Source organism: Rhizobium indigoferae (assembly GCF_034554815.1).
Lineage (GTDB): Bacteria > Pseudomonadota > Alphaproteobacteria > Rhizobiales > Rhizobiaceae > Rhizobium > Rhizobium leguminosarum.
In genome coordinates this window covers 3,390,689-3,408,039 of sequence record NZ_CP140635.1, presented here as the reverse complement: position 1 = coordinate 3,408,039, position 17,351 = coordinate 3,390,689, and the positions used below count along the sequence as shown (strand labels likewise).

The 17,351-nt window shown below is 61.0% G+C and carries 18 protein-coding genes; 16 read left to right on the top strand and 2 right to left on the bottom strand.

Annotation, left to right across the window (positions count from 1 at the left end):
• Window positions 1-38: 38 nt before the first annotated feature.
• The 16 genes from urtB (at window position 39) to ureG (ending at window position 13,074) form a co-directional block, all read left to right on the top strand.
• Window positions 39-1,676, top strand: a complete 1,638-nt coding sequence (urtB, locus tag U5G49_RS17065; protein ID WP_193445016.1) for an urea ABC transporter permease subunit UrtB — start codon at window positions 39-41, stop codon at window positions 1,674-1,676.
• The gene (gene urtC, locus U5G49_RS17060; RefSeq protein WP_018243295.1) at window positions 1,673-2,836 is read left to right on the top strand and encodes an urea ABC transporter permease subunit UrtC; all 1,164 of its coding nucleotides are present in this window, start codon (window positions 1,673-1,675) and stop codon (window positions 2,834-2,836) included. Before urtB ends, urtC begins: the two co-directional genes overlap by 4 nt.
• Before the next feature lie 5 nt (window positions 2,837-2,841).
• Window positions 2,842-3,597 carry an urea ABC transporter ATP-binding protein UrtD gene (urtD, locus tag U5G49_RS17055; RefSeq protein ID WP_018446880.1) on the top strand — a complete coding sequence of 252 codons (756 nt, stop codon included), beginning with the start codon at window positions 2,842-2,844 and terminating at the stop codon, window positions 3,595-3,597.
• A gap of 69 nt (window positions 3,598-3,666) precedes the next feature.
• Complete coding sequence (gene urtE / locus U5G49_RS17050; protein ID WP_003581844.1) at window positions 3,667-4,362, top strand: urea ABC transporter ATP-binding subunit UrtE; 696 nt, start codon at window positions 3,667-3,669, stop codon at window positions 4,360-4,362.
• A 150-nt stretch (window positions 4,363-4,512) separates the two neighbouring features.
• Window positions 4,513-5,334, top strand: a complete 822-nt coding sequence (locus tag U5G49_RS17045) for an urease accessory protein UreD (RefSeq protein ID WP_047619088.1) — start codon at window positions 4,513-4,515, stop codon at window positions 5,332-5,334.
• Window positions 5,335-5,446: 112 nt separating this feature from the next.
• Window positions 5,447-5,749, top strand: a complete 303-nt coding sequence (locus tag U5G49_RS17040; RefSeq protein WP_018243290.1) for an urease subunit gamma — start codon at window positions 5,447-5,449, stop codon at window positions 5,747-5,749.
• Window positions 5,750-5,759: 10 nt separating this feature from the next.
• Entirely contained in the window at window positions 5,760-6,011 is a 252-nt protein-coding gene (locus U5G49_RS17035) for a DUF1272 domain-containing protein (protein WP_018446878.1), read from the top strand.
• 10 nt (window positions 6,012-6,021) lie between these two features.
• Window positions 6,022-6,327 (top strand): urease subunit beta, encoded by a 306-nt coding sequence (locus U5G49_RS17030; RefSeq protein WP_018243288.1) that lies wholly within the window; start codon window positions 6,022-6,024, stop codon window positions 6,325-6,327.
• 22 nt (window positions 6,328-6,349) lie between these two features.
• Window positions 6,350-6,757 (top strand): lysozyme inhibitor LprI family protein, encoded by a 408-nt coding sequence (locus tag U5G49_RS17025; RefSeq protein ID WP_112904757.1) that lies wholly within the window; start codon window positions 6,350-6,352, stop codon window positions 6,755-6,757.
• Between the two features lie 16 nt (window positions 6,758-6,773).
• Window positions 6,774-7,397, top strand: a complete 624-nt coding sequence (locus tag U5G49_RS17020) for a Urease operon accessory protein (protein WP_193445056.1) — start codon at window positions 6,774-6,776, stop codon at window positions 7,395-7,397.
• A 3-nt stretch (window positions 7,398-7,400) separates the two neighbouring features.
• On the top strand, window positions 7,401-9,113 hold the full coding sequence (ureC, locus tag U5G49_RS17015; RefSeq protein WP_018243285.1) for an urease subunit alpha: 1,713 nt from the start codon (window positions 7,401-7,403) through the stop codon (window positions 9,111-9,113).
• 31 nt (window positions 9,114-9,144) lie between these two features.
• A complete protein-coding gene (locus U5G49_RS17010; protein WP_130758886.1) occupies window positions 9,145-9,816 on the top strand; it encodes a TIGR02117 family protein in 672 nt (223 codons plus the stop codon).
• 331 nt (window positions 9,817-10,147) lie between these two features.
• A complete protein-coding gene (locus tag U5G49_RS17005) occupies window positions 10,148-11,011 on the top strand; it encodes a GGDEF domain-containing protein (protein ID WP_193445017.1) in 864 nt (287 codons plus the stop codon).
• A gap of 86 nt (window positions 11,012-11,097) precedes the next feature.
• On the top strand, window positions 11,098-11,694 hold the full coding sequence (locus U5G49_RS17000) for an urease accessory protein UreE (RefSeq protein ID WP_018446872.1): 597 nt from the start codon (window positions 11,098-11,100) through the stop codon (window positions 11,692-11,694).
• Window positions 11,695-11,700: 6 nt separating this feature from the next.
• The gene (locus U5G49_RS16995; RefSeq protein ID WP_018243281.1) at window positions 11,701-12,372 is read left to right on the top strand and encodes an urease accessory protein UreF; all 672 of its coding nucleotides are present in this window, start codon (window positions 11,701-11,703) and stop codon (window positions 12,370-12,372) included.
• Window positions 12,373-12,462: 90 nt separating this feature from the next.
• Window positions 12,463-13,074, top strand: a complete 612-nt coding sequence (gene ureG, locus U5G49_RS16990) for an urease accessory protein UreG (RefSeq protein WP_003590582.1) — start codon at window positions 12,463-12,465, stop codon at window positions 13,072-13,074.
• 90 nt (window positions 13,075-13,164) lie between these two features.
• On the opposite strand, the gene U5G49_RS16985 is transcribed toward ureG, so the two are convergent.
• Window positions 13,165-13,848 carry a Crp/Fnr family transcriptional regulator gene (locus U5G49_RS16985; protein ID WP_193445018.1) on the bottom strand — a complete coding sequence of 228 codons (684 nt, stop codon included), beginning with the start codon at window positions 13,846-13,848 and terminating at the stop codon, window positions 13,165-13,167.
• Between the two features lie 167 nt (window positions 13,849-14,015).
• Window positions 14,016-17,342, bottom strand: a complete 3,327-nt coding sequence (locus tag U5G49_RS16980) for an efflux RND transporter permease subunit (RefSeq protein WP_018446868.1) — start codon at window positions 17,340-17,342, stop codon at window positions 14,016-14,018.
• Window positions 17,343-17,351 lie beyond the last annotated feature (9 nt).

The window sequence follows — 17,351 nt, the reverse complement described above, 5'->3', positions numbered from 1 at the left end:
GCGCCGCGAGGCCAACACTATCAAGGGCGAGAAAGCCGATGTATCGCGCCATAAAGATTTTCCTCATCACGGTTTGCCTGACATTTTCGGGCCTGACATTTTCGGGCGTGATGATCTCGAGCGAAGCCCAGGCTCAGGACGATATCCATGTGCTCATCGACGCGCTCGGCGTCGGCGACTTCCCGGAACGCGAAGCGGCCATCAAAGCGCTGGTCGCCTCCAAGGGCCAGCATGTCAGCCAGATCCTGCAGCAGTTGAGCGACGGCCTTCTCTACGTCAATTCTGATGGCGGCCCGGTTCTTCTCCAGGGGGGTACCGATGACGAACCGACCTATTCCGATCCGATCACCGGCGAACTCGCTGCAGATGTCGATCCGGATCTGATGACGAAGGTCAAGATCAACAACGCGCTTCGCGGCGTCATCAGCGCCGCCACCAGCCAACTGACGCTGATGAGCCCGGACCGTTCCGCGCGGCTTGCCGCGGCGCAGGGCCTCCTGAAAGATGCCGACCCCGCCAATCTCGACCTGCTGAACTCGGCGCTGGCGGCCGAAAAGGACGCAGAGATCAAGAATACGATGGAAGCGGCGCGCGCGGTGCTGCTGCTCAAGACGGATGCGAGCGTCGAAGACAAGAAGGCTGCGATCGATACGATCGCGGCGCGCGGCAATCGCGATGCGCTGACCATCCTCACGACCACACTCGAAACCGCGCCTGAAGATCTGAAGCCGGCGATCCAGGCGGATATCAGTTCCATCAATCGCAGCCTGGCGCTGTGGGATATCGTCCAGAACATCTGGTACGGATTGTCTCTCGGCTCGGTACTGCTGCTTGCCGCGATCGGCCTTGCCATCACCTTCGGCGTCATGGGCGTCATCAACATGGCGCATGGCGAAATGGTGATGATCGGTGCCTATACGACCTATGTCGTGCAGGAATACATAACCTCCGCCTTTCCTGAGCTTGCCGATTATTCGCTGGCCTTTGCTGTGCCTGCGGCCTTCGTCTTTACCGGCTTCGTCGGTCTGTTGATCGAACGCGCCGTCATCCGCTATCTCTACGGTCGGCCGCTCGAAACGCTGCTCGCCACCTGGGGTGTGTCGCTGATCCTGCAGCAGGCGGTGCGCAGCATTTTCGGCCCGACCAACCGCGAGGTCCGCAATCCGACCTGGATGTCCGGCGTCTTCGATCTCGGCGGGCTCTCCATCACCTGGAACCGACTGTGGATCATCGTCTTTTCGATGGTGGTCTTTGTGGCGCTGCTCCTGCTGCTCAAGCGGTCCGCCTTTGGCCTGCAGATGCGCGCCGTTACGCAGAATCGCCGCATGGCATCGTCGATGGGCATCCGCACCGGTTGGGTCGATGCCTTCACCTTCGCGCTCGGCTCGGGCATTGCCGGCATCGCCGGCGTGGCGCTCAGCCAGATTGACAACGTCTCGCCAAACCTCGGTCAATCCTACATCATCGACAGCTTCATGGTCGTCGTCTTCGGCGGTGTCGGCAATCTCTGGGGTACGCTGGTCGGTGCCCTCTCGCTCGGCGTCGTCAACAAGTTCCTCGAGCCCTTTGCCGGCGCCGTGCTCGGCAAGATCCTGGTGCTCGTCCTCATCATTCTCTTCATCCAGAAGCGTCCCCGCGGGCTCTTCGCACTCAAAGGAAGGGCGGTGGAAGCATGATTACGGCCTTCCTTCTCCGATCACTCGATCGCAAGATCGTCATTGCCATCGCCCTCCTGCTTCTGGTCGCGGTCCTCGTGCCGGTCCTGAACCTGATGACGGGGCCGACCAATCCGCTACACGTGCCGACTTATATCATGTCGCTGTTCGGCAAGTATCTGACCTATGCGCTGCTGGCGCTGGCGCTCGACCTCGTCTGGGGCTTCTGCGGCATCCTCTCCCTCGGCCACGGTGCCTTCTTTGCGCTCGGCGGCTATGCGATGGGCATGTATCTGATGCGCCAGATCGGCACGCGCGGCAGCTACGGAGATCCTGTTCTGCCCGACTTCATGGTGTTCCTGAACTGGAAGGATCTGCCTTGGTTCTGGTACGGCTTCAACCATTTCTGGTTTGCGGCGCTGATGGTGCTCGTCGTACCCGGTCTGCTCGCCTTCGTCTTCGGCTGGTTTGCCTTCCGCTCACGCGTCAACGGCGTCTATCTCTCGATCATCACCCAGGCGATGACCTACGCGCTGCTGCTGGCCTTCTTCCGCAACGACATGGGCTTCGGCGGCAATAACGGCCTTACTGATTTCAAGGACATTATCGGTTTCAACGTACAGGCTGACGGCACGCGTGCAGCCCTCTTTGCCGCAACTGCGATCTTCCTCGCTCTATCGCTGATGATTGCTTCGGCGATCGTACGCTCGAAGTTCGGCAAGGTGCTGGTCGGCGTGCGCGATGCCGAAAGCCGCACGCGCTTCCTCGGCTACCGCGTTGAGCATTTCAAGCTCTTCACCTTCGTCGTCTCGGCGATGATGGCGGGCATTGCCGGCGCGCTCTACGTGCCGCAGGTGGGCATTATCAATCCCGGCGAATTCGCCCCTGCCAATTCGATCGAAGTCGTCATCTGGACCGCGGTCGGCGGGCGGGCGACGCTGATCGGGCCGATCATCGGCGCGATCCTCGTCAACGGCGGCAAGACGATCTTCACCGGCCTCTTCCCGGAGTTCTGGCTGTTTGCACTCGGCGGTCTCTTCGTCGCCGTCACTCTGTTCCTGCCGAAGGGCGTCGTCGGCACGATTGCGCAATATCTTGGCAAGCGGAAGCTTGTCTCCAAGGCGGCCCCGCCGGCGGCTGAGGAAGACGGTATCGAGCCGAAAATCCAGGCAGCGGAGTGAGCGCCATGATTCCCGACGTCAAACCCAATAGCGTGCTTTATCTCAACGGCGTTTCGGTTTCCTTCGACGGCTTCAAGGCGCTGAATTCGCTGTCGATCGTCATCGAGCCCGGTGAACTTCGCGCCATCATCGGCCCTAACGGCGCCGGCAAGACGACGATGATGGATATCATCACCGGCAAGACCCGGCCCGATGAGGGTGAGGTGTTCTTCAACGGTACGATTGATCTCACCAAGAAGGATGAAGCCGATATCGCTCAGCTCGGCATCGGCCGCAAGTTTCAGAAGCCGACAGTCTTCGAAAGCCATACGGTGTGGGACAATCTGGAGCTGGCGCTGAACCGACGTCGTGGTGTGTTCTCGACGCTGTTCTACCGGCTTTCGGGCGAGGACAAGGCACGCATCGAGGAAATCCTCGACACGGTGCGGCTGACGCACCGCCGCGACGAATTCGCCGCCAATCTCTCGCACGGGCAGAAGCAGTGGCTGGAGATCGGCATGTTATTGGCTCAGGAGCCGAAGCTTCTGCTCGTCGACGAACCGGTGGCCGGCATGACCGATGCGGAGACTGCGGAAACCGCAATCCTGCTCAAGGATATCGCCAAGACCCGGTCGGTCGTCGTCGTCGAGCACGACATGGGCTTCATCCGCGATCTCGGCGTCAAGGTGACCTGCCTCGCGGAAGGCTCGGTGCTGGCGGAAGGGTCGATCGATTTCGTCAGCTCCGATCCGAAGGTGATCGAGAACTATCTGGGGCGGTGAGGATGATGGGTCCATTGAATGATGGGGAGGGGTCTATTGCGGTCCCACAAAGATTCGGGAGACGGCATCATGCTGACAGTTGAAAACGCAAACCTGCATTATGGCGCCGCTCAGGCGCTGCGCGGCATCTCGATCAAGGCCGAGATGGGCAAGATCACCTGCGTGCTGGGGCGTAACGGCGTGGGGAAGAGTTCTCTTCTGCGCGCCGTTACCGGCCAGCATCCGCTGTCGGCGGGCACGGTCACCTTCAACGACACCAGGCTCAACGGCTTGCCGCCCTTTGCCCGTGCCAAGCAGGGCATCGGCTATGTGCCGCAGGGACGGGAGATCTTCCCGCTGCTCACCGTCAAGGAAAATCTCGAAACCGGCTTTGCACCGCTTGGCCGCCGCGACCGCAACATCCCCGATGATATCTTCAGCCTCTTCCCGGTGCTGAAGTCGATGTTGTCACGTCGCGGCGGCGATCTTTCCGGCGGGCAGCAGCAGCAGTTGGCGATTGGGCGCGCCATGGTGACGCGGCCTAGGATTCTCGTGCTCGACGAACCGACAGAGGGCATTCAGCCCTCGATTATCAAGGACATCGGCCGGGCGATCCGCTACTTGCGTGACTCCACCGGCATGGCGATCCTTCTCGTCGAACAATATCTGGATTTCTGCCGAGAGCTCGCCGACTACGTCTACATCATGGATCGCGGCGAGATCGTCCATGAAGGGCTTGCCGAAACGCTGGATACACCGGAGGCCCGCCGCCACCTGACTGTCTGACCGGCAAATGCCGCATTTTGCAGCAAGGGACACGGAGCCTGGAAAATCTTCCTCTGCCTCTGCTGGTCTGCTCCAGACGGCATAGGAATTGCTTGCTTTCCGTCATCCGCGCGATTGAATGAAAACGGTGGCGCGACCGAAAGGGACGATATGACGACCGTGGCGGCGAGTACGAGACCGCAGAGAGCGGAAGGGCGCGGGCATCTGGCGGCGAAGCTGTTCGATGGCCGCACGCGCATTCGTGAACTCTATCAGGAAGGGGCGGCAAAGATCCGCCTGCCGGATACCTTCGATGCCTCGATGGAAGCAGTCATCATCAACACAGCAGGCGGACTGACGGGCGGCGACCGGATGGACTGGAGTGTTGATGCCGGCGCCGGCACGCGCATCGACGTCACCACCCAGGCTTGCGAGAAGATCTACAAGGCATCGGCCGGTACCGCCGAGGTGACAACCAGCATCAAGGTTGGAGCTCAAGCCCGTGTCGACTGGCTGCCGCAGGAAACGATCCTCTTCGACCGGGCAGCGCTTTCCCGCCGCTTGGATGTCGATCTTGACGAAGACTCCGAATTTCTGGCCGTCGAAGCCGTGCTGCTCGGCCGCAAGGCAATGGGTGAGACGGTGGAGACCGGGTTGTTTCGCGATCGCTGGCGCATCCGCCGCTCGGGGCGGTTGATCCATGCCGAAGAACTGAGGTTGTCCGACGGCGTAGCGGCCCTTGCCGCGCGCCAGGCCGTGCTCGGCGGGCAGGTGGCGTTTGCGACGCTGCTTTATGCCGGGCCGCTTTCGGAAGCCTATCTTGGCAAAGTCCGGCCGCTCGTCGAAGGATCGATGGGCGGTGCAAGCGCCTGGGACGGCAAGCTCGTTGTCCGCCTTGCAGCAGCCGACGGCTTCTCACTCAGAAAAATCCTGATCCCGGTCATTTCCGCCTTGCGAAATGGTGCGCCTGTGCCGAAAGTCTGGAATCTATGAATCTGGAGCATGATGCCGAAAAGTGTGAGCGGTTTTCGGGCGACGTCATACTCTAACTCTTTAATGTAGAACAGGATCATCCTGTTCCAGGCATGAAGCTGATGGGCAAGCAATGAACCTCACTCCGAGAGAAAAAGACAAGCTGTTGATATCAATGGCGGCGATGGTGGCACGCCGGCGGCTGGAGCGCGGCGTCAAGCTGAACTATCCCGAAGCGATCGCGTTGATCAGCGATTTCGTCGTCGAAGGCGCTCGCGACGGTCGCCCGGTTGCCGAGCTGATGGAAGCCGGCGCCCATGTGATCGGCCGCTCCCAGGTGATGGAGGGTGTTGCCGAGATGATCCACGACGTGCAGGTGGAGGCGACGTTCCCGGATGGAACCAAGCTCGTCACCGTGCACGAGCCGATCCGGTGAGGAGATAGGAATGCTCGAGCTCAGGCCCAATTGCGAATGCTGCGACAAGGATCTGCTGCCTGATAGCACTGAGGCACGGATCTGCACCTATGAATGCACTTTCTGCGCGGATTGCGTGGACGGTGTGTTGAAGGGTGTCTGCCCGAACTGCGGCGGTAATCTCGTCGCGAGACCTATTCGGCCGGCGGCCATGCTTGCTAAAAATCCGGCTTCGAGGAAGCGTGTGCTGAAGGCCGAGGGCTGTGCGCCCAAGGCGGCTTAAGGAGGACGAGATGATTCCAGGTGAGATCATTGCCGCAAGCGGCGACATCGAACTGAATGCCGGCGCGCAGACGGTGACGCTGGAGGTTTCCAATACAGGCGACCGACCGGTCCAGGTCGGCAGCCACTATCATTTCGCCGAGACCAATGCCGGGCTTTCCTTCGATCGCGCGGCGGCGCATGGCAAGCGGCTCGATATTCCGGCGGGAACGGCCGTGCGCTTCGAGCCGGGGCAAACGCGCTCGGTGACGCTGATCCCACTTTCCGGCAAGCGCGAGGTCTATGGCTTCCGTCAGCTGGTGATGGGTAAGCTTTAAGAACAACAGGCTGGAGGAATGCATGCGTTTAAATGTCTGCCTCGTCGGGGCGGCGATGCTGCTGACGGCAGGTGCTGCCTCCGCTCAGGATATCGATTGCAACAATCCCAAGACGCAATCGGACATGACTGGCTGCGAGGCGGCGCGCCATGAGGCCGCCGACAAGGCGCTCAATGCGCAATACAAGAAGACCCGGGCCGCCATGGTGGCGATCGACAAGGATCTCGACGGCGATATGAAGGGCGCAGAGCAGGCGCTGGTCAAGGCGCAGCGCGCCTGGATCGATTATCGGGACGCCGAATGCGACGCCTTCGGCTTTCAGGCCCGCGGCGGCACGATGGAGCCGATGCTGGTCGCCGGATGTCTCGCCAACATCACGGACAAACGTACAAAAGAGCTGAAAGAGCTCGAAGACACGATGAGCAATTAAGGTGATCAGGAAGATCATGATCGTCGGCAATGGTGAGATCGCGGAGGCAGAGGCAGGCATCATCGATGCCGCCGATTTCGTCGTCCGCTTCAACGATTGCCGCTCCTATGACACCGGCGGCCGGCGCACGGATGCCGTCGCAGTCTGCAATACCGGCCGGCCGGCGAAGGCGATGCTCGGTTCGCTTGAGTGGCGCGCTCATCCCGGCGTCGTTTCGGCTCGCGAAATCTGGAGCGTGCGCGACCCGGAAAAATTCGCGGCGATGCGGGCGCCGCTTGCCGTCTCGCATCCGGAACTCGACGATTTCTGCGACGACTACACCGATGAGTTCAGCGCCTTCTGCGTCGACACCGACAAGGCGCACATCGTCATCGGCAAATCGGTTCACGAGGCCGTCGATGCCTCGCTTTCGGCCCTTGCTCCGGCGCCCTATGTCGTGCCGAGCAGTGGCATGATCGTCATTGCCGAGGTTTTGAACACATATGCCGAGGCCGAGGTGACGCTTGCCGGCTTCGGTCACGCCGGCTGGGAATGGCATCCATTTGCGGCCGAACGACAGCTTGTCGATAGTTATATTGCCGCCGGCCGCCTCACACGGCTTGGCGGAGAAACACCTGTTTCTTCCTCCCAAGGAGCCTGATGGATGCCCTATAAGATCTCGCGCGCCGCCTATGCCGGCATGTTCGGACCGACCACCGGCGACAAGGTGCGCCTTGCCGATACGGAGCTTTTTATCGAGATCGAGAAGGATTTCACCACCTATGGCGAGGAGGTGAAGTTCGGCGGCGGCAAGGTGATCCGCGACGGCATGGGCCAGAGCCAGGTGACGCGGGCGGATGGCGCGGTCGACACGGTCATCACCAATGCGGTGATCGTTGATCATTCGGGCATCTACAAAGCCGATATCGGGCTCAAGGACGGGCGCATCGTTGCGATCGGCAAGGCGGGCAATCCCGACATGCAGCCTGGCGTCAATATCATCGTCGGCCCGGGCACGGAGGCGATCGCCGCCGAAGGCAAAATTATCACCGCCGGCGGCATGGACAGCCATATCCATTTCATCGCGCCGCAGCAGATCGAGGAAGCGCTGATGAGCGGCATGACCTGCATGCTCGGCGGCGGCACGGGACCGGCGCACGGCACGCTTGCCACCACCTGCACGCCCGGTCCCTGGCATCTCGCGCGCATGATCGAGGCGGCCGACGCCTTTCCGATGAACCTTGCCTTTGCCGGCAAGGGCAATGCCTCGCTGCCGGGGGCGCTGACCGAAATGGTGCTGGCCGGCGCCACCTCGCTGAAACTGCACGAGGATTGGGGCACGACGCCAGGCGCCATCGACTGCTGCCTGTCGGTTGCCGACGAATACGACGTGCAGGTGATGATCCACACGGATACGCTGAACGAAAGCGGTTTCGTCGAGGATACGATCGGCGCCATCAAGGGCCGCACCATCCATGCCTTCCACACGGAAGGGGCGGGCGGCGGCCACGCGCCTGACATCATCAAGATCTGCGGCCAGCCAAACGTCATTCCGTCGTCGACCAATCCAACACGGCCCTATACGGTCAATACGATCGCCGAGCATCTCGACATGCTGATGGTCTGCCACCATCTGTCGCCGTCGATTCCCGAAGACATCGCCTTTGCCGAAAGCCGCATCCGCAAGGAAACAATCGCTGCCGAAGATATTCTGCACGATATCGGCGCCTTCTCGATCATTTCGTCCGACAGCCAGGCGATGGGCCGCGTCGGCGAAGTGGCGATCCGCACCTGGCAGACGGCCGACAAGATGAAGCGTCAGCGCGGCCGGCTGAAGGAGGAGAAGGGTGACAACGACAATTTCCGCGTCCGCCGCTATATCGCCAAATACACGATCAACCCGGCGATCGCCCATGGCCTCAGCCGTGAGATCGGCTCGGTCGAAGTCGGCAAACGTGCCGACCTCGTGCTGTGGAATCCGGCCTTCTTCGGCGTGAAGCCCGACATGGTGCTGCTCGGGGGCTCGATCGCGGCCGCGCCGATGGGTGATCCAAACGCTTCGATCCCGACGCCGCAACCGGTGCACTACCGGCCGATGTTTGCCTCCTACGGCAAGAGCCTCACCAATTCCTCCGTCACCTTCGTCAGCCAGGCGTCGCTCGATGCCGGCCTGAAGGGCCGGCTCGGCGTCGCCAAGGAGCTGGTCGCGGTGAAGAATACACGGGGCGGCATCTCCAAGGCATCGATGATCCACAACGACCTTACACCCGAGATCGAGGTCGATCCGGAAACCTATGAGGTCAGGGCGAACGGGGAATTGCTGACTTGCGAGCCGGCGACGGTGCTGCCGATGGCGCAGCGCTATTTCCTGTTCTAGACCCACGTCCGATGTGCAACGGGCGGTTCCGATGAGGACAGGTATCCGCTGGTTGTTGCGGATCGTATTCCTGCTTGTGCTTTTGGTGGCCTGCGGAACCTTCATTCCCCGGCCGCTGATTGCGCCGGTCAAGGCGTCGTCCGTCGCAGTGACACATCGGATTCTCCTGCTGTCGGGACCAATCCATACCGATATTGCCATTCCGCTCGACGAGGAGACGCGGGCTGCCTTTTCCTTCCTTGGTAATACCGATTTTCCGCTCGCCCATCCGAATGCGGAGTGGCTCATTATCGGCTGGGGCGGTCGTGCTTTCTATCTGGAAACGCCCACATGGGCGGAACTGAAAGCACTGCCGGTGCTGCGCGCGCTGACGATCGACCGTTCAGTGCTGCATGTGGACCTTGCCGGTCATATCACCGAGCCGCAGTCCAACGTCGCGGCATTCAATGTCAGTGACGATCAATTGATGCGGCTGCGCGACTTTATCTCGGACAGTTTCGTGCGCGACGCGGGCGCGGTCGTGCCGATCCCGGATGCGGGCTACGGCGAGATCGACCGGTTCTTCGAGGCCAAGGGATACTTCAATGCGCTCTTCGGCTGCAATACCTGGACTGCCGCTGCCCTCCGCTCGGCCGGGCTTCGAACCGGCTTATGGAACCCGTTTCCACAAGCATTGCGATTGTCTGTTGCTGTCTACAATTGAAGCAACCGTCGGGCCATCCCGCTCTTAAAGTGAATTGTGAACAGCACTCTCCATCCGGTTGTAAAAATCGGTGAAAAAATCGCTGTTTTCCCCAGCTAAACCATTCTGGAACAACGGCACTGCACAATTGAATAAATCAGTTATATATCAATAGTTTAAGTGTATCTCGATAGTGTTCGATTCAGGGATTGGAAAGCTGCATCCCCTGCTAGAAAAATTCTGTCCACCGAATCGTCCAAAGTGGCTCGAATTTTAACGAGTTGATTAAGAACCCCGCAGCAATTGGGCTCTTATCAATGCCTTGAAACGCCGGGCAAGAAGGTTGATTCTCATGAGAAACTGGATTTCGCTGCAGGCCGATTTTGGCGATCTTCAATACCGCAGGAACGTCTATGTCTTCGCCCTGAAGATGAGCTTTCTTGCCGTCATTCTCTCCGGCGTCATTATTGCGCTGACGATGCCGTCGCTTGATCTTCTCGGACTTTTGCCGGTGACGCTCGCACACGCAATTGGCTTCAGCGCGATCTTTTCCTGGCTGATCGGCGGCACGGTTTCCGGCATGCTGTCGCTGTTTGCCGGCTTTGCCATGCGCGATCTTGCGCTCTCGCGGGCGGAATTCGAAAAGCTGAGCCGCACGGATACGCTTTCGGGACTGCTCAACCGGCGTGCCTTTACTGAGGCGCTCGATAACGTCGATAGCAACGCGTCGCTGGTGATTTTCGATGTCGACCGTTTCAAGGCGATCAACGACCGCTTTGGCCACGGTTGCGGCGATTCCGTCATCATCGCAGTTTCGGCCATGCTGACATCCGCCTTCGATGAGATGTCCGTCGTCGCACGCCTGGGTGGCGAGGAGTTCGGCGTCATTGTCTCCGGCGAACCTCTTGAGGCGCGGATTGAGCGGATCGAGGGTGTCCGGGCTCGGATTGCTAGCGGCGCCATCAAGGCCGAGGGGCACGAGATCCGCATCACCGTTTCCGGCGGTGTTGCCGATCTCGTCGCCGGGCGTAACAAGCAGGCGGTCTATGCCTCCGCCGACCGGGCGCTCTATCTCGCCAAGGCGCTCGGGCGCAATCGCGTCGTACACGAACGGGAAGGCCTTCATCACGCCTGGCACGGGCTCGTCGATAACGGCGTTGATGGCGAGAACAGAGGCCCGGAGAGCGACAATGTGATGCAGGCTTACGGAATATAAAAGCCCAAGCCGGACGAAAGGCCATTGGTGCTTGCATCGGGAAGAGCTATTTTGCATGGTCGTCCTCTCAGCAAAACGGACATGTCATGCAGCGCGTCACCTCCTATCTTCCCGCCGGAACCCCTTCCTCCCACCCGATCGCCCAGGTCAAGCTGCCGCATGATCTGCGCCATCTGCGCCGCAAGCTGCTGCATCTGGAAAATGGCGAGATGGTCATGCTCGATCTCAAGGATCCGGTGCTTTTCGCCAATGGCGACCTGCTGGTGCGCGACGACGGCGAACTGATCGAGATCCTCGCCGCCGACGAGAAACTTTTCGAAATCCGCGGTCGCGACCGCACCCATCTGGTCGAGCTCGCCTGGCATCTCGGCAACCGGCATCTTGCCGCTCAGATCGAGGAAGACCGCATCGTCATCCTCCGCGATCATGTCATCCGCACCATGCTGCAGGGCCTCGGCGCCGTCGTCCTCGAGATCGACGAGCCGTTCCAGCCGGCGCGGGGCGCCTATCATTCTCAAGGCGGGCATTCGCATGGGCATGATCACGATCACAATCATGACCACGGGCATGACCACGGGCATGATCATAGTCACAGCCATGACCATGATCACGAACATGGCTATGAGCATGAGCATGAGCACCGCCACGATCGCGGTCATGATCATGACCACAAGCACGACTGAGCCTTGATGACCAGGGATCGCGAGCTGCAGGCATTGCTGCGCCTGACGGCATGGCTGTCACCAGCCTTTCCGATCGGAGGCTTTGCCTATTCGGGCGGGCTGGAGCGGGCGGTGGCCGACGGGCTCGTTACGGATGCGGCCTCGCTTGCGGCCTGGATCGGCACGCTGGTCGGCAATGGTTCGGCCTGGAACGATGCGGTGCTTCTGGCCGAAAGCCATAGGCAACAGGCACAGCCCGCACGCCTTGCCGAAGTCGCTGCACTCGCCGAGGCGCTGGCCGGATCACGCGAGCGGCATCAGGAAACGATGCTGCTCGGCGAGGCTTTCCTCGCAGCGGCGCGGGCCTGGCCGGACGGGGTGTTCGAGCGGCTACCTGACAAGGTCGCTTATCCCATTGCGGTCGGGGCGGTTACAGGCGCCCATGGCATAATGCCCGAGAAGGCGCTCGCCGCCTTTCTGCATGCCTATGTCTCACAAGCGGTTTCATCCGGCATCCGCCTCGGTGTCGCCGGGCAAAGGGATGGCCTCGCCGTTCTTGCCGGTCTGGAAGACCATATCGCGGAGGTCGCCCGGCGGGCGGCAGCCTCGGCGCTTGACGATCTGGGTTCGGCGACGGTGCAGGCCGATATTGCCAGCCTGCGCCACGAGACGCAGGCGACGCGGCTGTTCCGTTCGTGATTGTCTGAAATTATCGCTGTGGCTGCGTCATTTGACGGTGGCGCCGGCGGGCGGCTTCGCTATCATCAAGGTTCGATTGGAGTAAGGCATATGAAATCAAGAAACGGACCTTTGCGTGTCGGCATCGGCGGGCCGGTCGGCTCGGGCAAGACGGCGCTGACCGAAAAGCTCTGCAAGGCGATGCGCGACGACTATTCTGTCGCCGTCGTCACCAACGATATCTACACGACAGAGGATGCCGAGGCGCTGGTGCGGATGCAGGCATTGCCTTCGGACCGCATCGTCGGTGTCGAAACGGGCGGCTGCCCGCATACAGCCATTCGCGAGGATGCGACGATCAATTTGCAGGCGATCGCCGGCCTGAACCAGCGGATTCCCGATCTCGACGTCGTCTTCATCGAATCCGGCGGCGACAATCTGGCGGCGACCTTTTCGCCCGATCTTGCCGATATCACCATCTATGTCATTTCCGTTTGCCAGGGCGAGGAAATCCCGCGCAAGGGCGGGCCTGGTATCACCCGGTCGGACCTGCTCGTCATCAACAAGAAGGATCTGGCGCCTTATGTCGGCGCCGATCTCGAGGTGATGGACCGGGATGCGACGCGCATGCGCGCTTCGCGCCCCTTCGTCTTCTCCGACATGAAGCGCGGCGACGGTGTCAGCTCGATCGTCAGCTTCCTCAGGGAGCAGGGCGGTCTCTAGATCCAGATTTTAGGCCGGATCAAAGTCGAAGAATTAGAGGATGATATCGTCCGAAAACCGCTCACACTTTTCGGCATCATGCTCTGACGGTTAGATCCGTCGGAGCAGGTTGACGTCGCTGATGGCGATCGTCCGGCCGCGCACCGTGACACCTTTCGTCTTCAACGTCGAGAAGGCGCGCGAGAGCGCCTCCGGTGCGAGGCCAAGCTTGCGGGCGAGCAGGTTTTTCGGAAAGGGCAGCCGCAGCGAAGCGGCCGCACCGTTCTCGGCGCAGTGGGTCAGCAGATAATGCGCCACGCGCTGCGGCGCGGTCTGCATGCGGTCGCTTGCCAGGCATTCCATCATCGAGATCAGATGCAGTGACAGGCTGCGCGTGATCGCCTTGCCGATCCGCGGCCGCTCCTCCAGCAACAGCCGAACCTTTGCGATATCAAAGCACGCCAGCACGGCATGATCCATTGCTTGCGCGCCGTAGTGATAGGTTTCGTCGGCGTGGATCAGGCATTCCGCGAAGCTGTCGCCGGGCTCGCAGATGCGGATATCGGCCTGCCTGCCGTCGCCGTTGCGACGATAGAGCCTGACATAACCGCTCAGCACGCAATAGAAATAGGCCGCCTTGTCGGCCTCCTCGATGAGAACGTCATGCGGGTCGCAGAGGCGAACGGTGGCGCAGGCGCGCAGGGCTTCAGCCTCGTTGTGGTCGAGCCCGGCCATGAGGGCGGCCTTGGCGAGCACAGCGGCCTCTTGGCCGTTGAATGTCAGCGTCCTGTTCATCTCCCGGTCTCCTGATATGGCCGGTCTTTCCAATTCCATGTGCATGCCGGGCAAAATACGGGAAGGAGATGGCGGTGGATTTGATTTCGGTCAATCGCCAGAAGTGAACAGCAAAAACGAAACGGGCCGGGAGATCGCTCCCGGCCCGTTCATTTCCTGGGCTTTGCCTATTCCGCCGCGAAGGGCGGCAGGCGCAGCACGTTGGTGTCGTTGCCCTTGGCGCTCTTGCGCTTGCCTTCCGGCTTTTCGATTGCGGTCAGGCGCTCCTCCAGCGAGTCGATTTCGCTGCGGTTCTCGCGGGTGACGCGGGTGAGATCCTCGCGCGACAGCGGCAGCTCCTCCTCGTCCTTCCTGCCGACCAGGCGGCCGAAAGCCCAGCCGAGCAGGCGGGACAGGTCGTCCATGATCAGGAAGAAGGAGGGCACGACGACGAGCGAGAGTACGGTCGAAACGATGATGCCGCCGATCACTGCAATTGCCATCGGCGCGCGGAACGAGCCGCCTTCGCCGACACCAAGCGCGGAAGGCAGCATGCCCGCCGACATGGCGATCGAGGTCATGATGATCGGCCGGGCGCGCTTGCGGCCGGCTTCGACCATGGCCTCGACACGAGGCATGCCCTGATGGCGCATCTCGATTGCGAAATCGACCAGCAGGATGGCGTTCTTGGTGACGACACCCATCAGCATGAGGATGCCGATCATGACAGGCATCGACAGCGGATTGCTGGTGAGGATCAGGCCGGCTGCGACGCCGCCAATGGCGAGCGGCAGTGAGAACAGGATGGTGAAGGGCTGGATCACGTCCTTGAAGAGCAGGATCAGCACCGTCAGCACCAGCAGCAGGCCCATCAACATGGCGTTGACGAAACTCTGCTGCATCTCGGTCTGCACCTTGGTGTCGCCGCTTTCGGCAAGGTGCACCGTGGCCGGGATATTGGCGTCGTTGACGATCTGACGGAAGCGGGCCGAAGCCGTGTCGAGTGCCACGCCCTGCGGCAGGTCGGAGCCGATCGAGACGACGCGGTTGCGGTTGTTGCGCTTGATCGAGCTTACGCCTTCCGAATAGTCGATATTGGCGACGCTCGCGAGCGGAACGGTGCCGCCGCTGGCGGTCTGGATCTTCAATGTCCGGATGGCCGCCAGATCGCGACGCATGTCGAGTGCGGCCTGAACGCGGATCGGGATCTGGCGATCGTCGAGCGAGATCTTGGCAAGGGCGGCATCGACATCGCCGATGGTGGCGACGCGGATCGTCTCGGAGATCTGCTGCGGCGTAATGCCGAGGCGGGCCGCCTCATCCATGCGCGGGTGAACCTGCAGCTCCGGACGGGGCAGGGAGCCGTCGGCGCTGACATTGGCAAGCAGCGGATCGGCGCGCAGCTTGGATTCCAGAATGCCTACGGCGTCGTTCAGGTCCTTGTCGTTCTTGGAAAGGAAGTTGAAGGAGAGGTCGCGTTCGCCGCGGTCATTGAGCTTCAGGATCCGGACGTCGGGAATATCGCGCAGCTTGGCGAAGACTTCCTTTTCGATATCCCATTGCGGGCGTTCACGGCCGTGGACCTCCACCTTCGGCAGTTTCGGGCCAATGACGGGGATATGGCCGAGCACGTCGTTGACCATCTTCTTGACCAGCGATTGGTCGAGCTTGTCGAGTGCCAGCGTGATGGTCGCACGGCGCAGTTCGAGATCACCCTTCGGCGACGCGCCGCCGAGGACGAAGACGCTTTCGACGCCATTGATGTCCTTGACCCTGTCATAGATCGCATCCGTCGTCTTCTCGGTATCGTCAAGGCGCGCATTGGGCGGCAGCTCGACGGAGAGAACGATGCGTGAGGCATCTTCCGGCGGCAGGAAGCTGCCGGGAACCTGCATCAGCAGCAAAACGGAGCCGACCAGGAAAGCGAACGCGACAATCAGCGTTGCATACCGCGTGTACCAGCGTCCAGTCGTGCCACGTATGAGACGGGTGTATCCCCGCATCAGCAGGCTGTCATTGTCGTGATGGTCTTCCATGCCGTCTTCGGCGCGCATCAGATAAGCGGCCATCATCGGGGTGATCAGTCGCGCGACCATCAGCGAGAAGAAGACGGAGAAGGCGACGGTCAGACCGAACTGGATGAAGTACTGGCCCGGAATGCCCGGCATGAAGGAAACAGGCACGAAAACGGCGATGATGGTGAAGGTGGTGGCGATGACGGCAAGGCCGATTTCGTCAGCCGCCTCGATCGCCGCTCGATAGGGCGTCTTGCCCATCTTGATGTGGCGGGCAATGTTTTCGATTTCGACGATCGCATCGTCGACAAGGATACCGGTGGCCAGCGTCAGAGCGAGGAAGCTGACGAGGTTCAGCGAAAAGCCCATCATGTCCATGACCCAGAAGGTCGGGATCGCAGACAGCGGAAGGGCGATTGCAGAGATCAGGGTCGCACGCCAGTTCCTGAGGAACAGGAGGACGACGATGACGGCGAGCAGCGCACCTTCGAGGAGCGTATGAATGGCGGCTTCATAGTTGCCGTAGGTGAAATAGACCGAATCGTCGATCAGTTCGATCTTCACATTGGGGTTTTCGGCCCGCACCTTGTCGAGGTTCTGCGCCACGGTTTCGGCGACGCTGACCTCACTGGCGCCCTTGGAGCGGAAAACGCCGAAGGTAACGACCGGCGTATCGTTGAAGCGCGAGAAGGATTTCGGCTCCTCATAGGTGTCCTTGATGACGCCGAGATCGGACAGTTTGACGAAGCGGCCGTTCGGCAGGCCGATCGTCGTGTTGGCGAGGTCGGCGACGTTGCGGGCGTCGCCGAGAACACGGATCGCCTGTTCGCTGCCCGCCACCTGGCCACGGCCTGAGCCGAGGTCGATGTTGGTGCCGCGCAGCTGCTGGTTCACGCTCGCGGCGGTGATGCCGTAGGCATTGAGCTTGTCAGGGGTGAGTTCGATGCGTACTTCGCGCTCTGCACCGCCGTAACGGTCGACACGGCCGATGCCGGCCTGGCCCTGCAGTGAACGCTTGATCGTATCGTCGACGAACCAGGAAAGTTCTTCCAGCGACATGGCAGGCGAGGAAACGGCGAAGGTCTGGATCGCCTGTCCCTCGACATCGACCTTGGAGACGATCGGTGCTTCGGCCGTCGCCGGCAGATCGCTGCGGATGCGGTCGATCGCATCCTTGGTGTCCTGTACGGCCTGTTCGGTCGGCACTTCCATCCGGAACATGACGTTGGTTTGCGAGCTGCCGTCGGTCACCGTCGACTGGATTTCGTCGATGCCGGTGATGGAGGCGACTGCGTCTTCAATCTCCTTCGTCACCTGCATTTCGAGTTCAGCCGGCGAAGCGCCGCTCTGCGTCACGCTGATCGAGACGAGCGGCACGTCGATATTTGGAAAACGCGTGATCGGCAGCGAATTAAAGGACTGCATGCCGATGAACACCAGCAGGCAGAAGGCCAGCAGCGGCGCAATGGGATTTCGAATGGACCAGGCTGAAAAATTCATCGGATGGTC

Bases quoted from the DNA above. Each gene is read 5' to 3' on its own strand.
- urtB (WP_193445016.1), top strand. From the start codon at position 39: ATGTATCGCGCCATAAAGATTTTCCTCATCACGGTTTGCCTGACATTT.
- urtC (WP_018243295.1), top strand. From the start codon at position 1,673: ATGATTACGGCCTTCCTTCTCCGATCACTCGATCGCAAGATCGTCATT.
- urtD (WP_018446880.1), top strand. From the start codon at position 2,842: ATGATTCCCGACGTCAAACCCAATAGCGTGCTTTATCTCAACGGCGTT.
- urtE (WP_003581844.1), top strand. From the start codon at position 3,667: ATGCTGACAGTTGAAAACGCAAACCTGCATTATGGCGCCGCTCAGGCG.
- U5G49_RS17045 (WP_047619088.1), top strand. From the start codon at position 4,513: ATGACGACCGTGGCGGCGAGTACGAGACCGCAGAGAGCGGAAGGGCGC.
- U5G49_RS17040 (WP_018243290.1), top strand. From the start codon at position 5,447: ATGAACCTCACTCCGAGAGAAAAAGACAAGCTGTTGATATCAATGGCG.
- U5G49_RS17035 (WP_018446878.1), top strand. From the start codon at position 5,760: ATGCTCGAGCTCAGGCCCAATTGCGAATGCTGCGACAAGGATCTGCTG.
- U5G49_RS17030 (WP_018243288.1), top strand. From the start codon at position 6,022: ATGATTCCAGGTGAGATCATTGCCGCAAGCGGCGACATCGAACTGAAT.
- U5G49_RS17025 (WP_112904757.1), top strand. From the start codon at position 6,350: ATGCGTTTAAATGTCTGCCTCGTCGGGGCGGCGATGCTGCTGACGGCA.
- U5G49_RS17020 (WP_193445056.1), top strand. From the start codon at position 6,774: ATGATCGTCGGCAATGGTGAGATCGCGGAGGCAGAGGCAGGCATCATC.
- ureC (WP_018243285.1), top strand. From the start codon at position 7,401: ATGCCCTATAAGATCTCGCGCGCCGCCTATGCCGGCATGTTCGGACCG.
- U5G49_RS17010 (WP_130758886.1), top strand. From the start codon at position 9,145: ATGAGGACAGGTATCCGCTGGTTGTTGCGGATCGTATTCCTGCTTGTG.
- U5G49_RS17005 (WP_193445017.1), top strand. From the start codon at position 10,148: ATGAGAAACTGGATTTCGCTGCAGGCCGATTTTGGCGATCTTCAATAC.
- U5G49_RS17000 (WP_018446872.1), top strand. From the start codon at position 11,098: ATGCAGCGCGTCACCTCCTATCTTCCCGCCGGAACCCCTTCCTCCCAC.
- U5G49_RS16995 (WP_018243281.1), top strand. From the start codon at position 11,701: ATGACCAGGGATCGCGAGCTGCAGGCATTGCTGCGCCTGACGGCATGG.
- ureG (WP_003590582.1), top strand. From the start codon at position 12,463: ATGAAATCAAGAAACGGACCTTTGCGTGTCGGCATCGGCGGGCCGGTC.
- U5G49_RS16985 (WP_193445018.1), bottom strand. From the start codon at position 13,848: ATGAACAGGACGCTGACATTCAACGGCCAAGAGGCCGCTGTGCTCGCC.
- U5G49_RS16980 (WP_018446868.1), bottom strand. From the start codon at position 17,342: ATGAATTTTTCAGCCTGGTCCATTCGAAATCCCATTGCGCCGCTGCTG.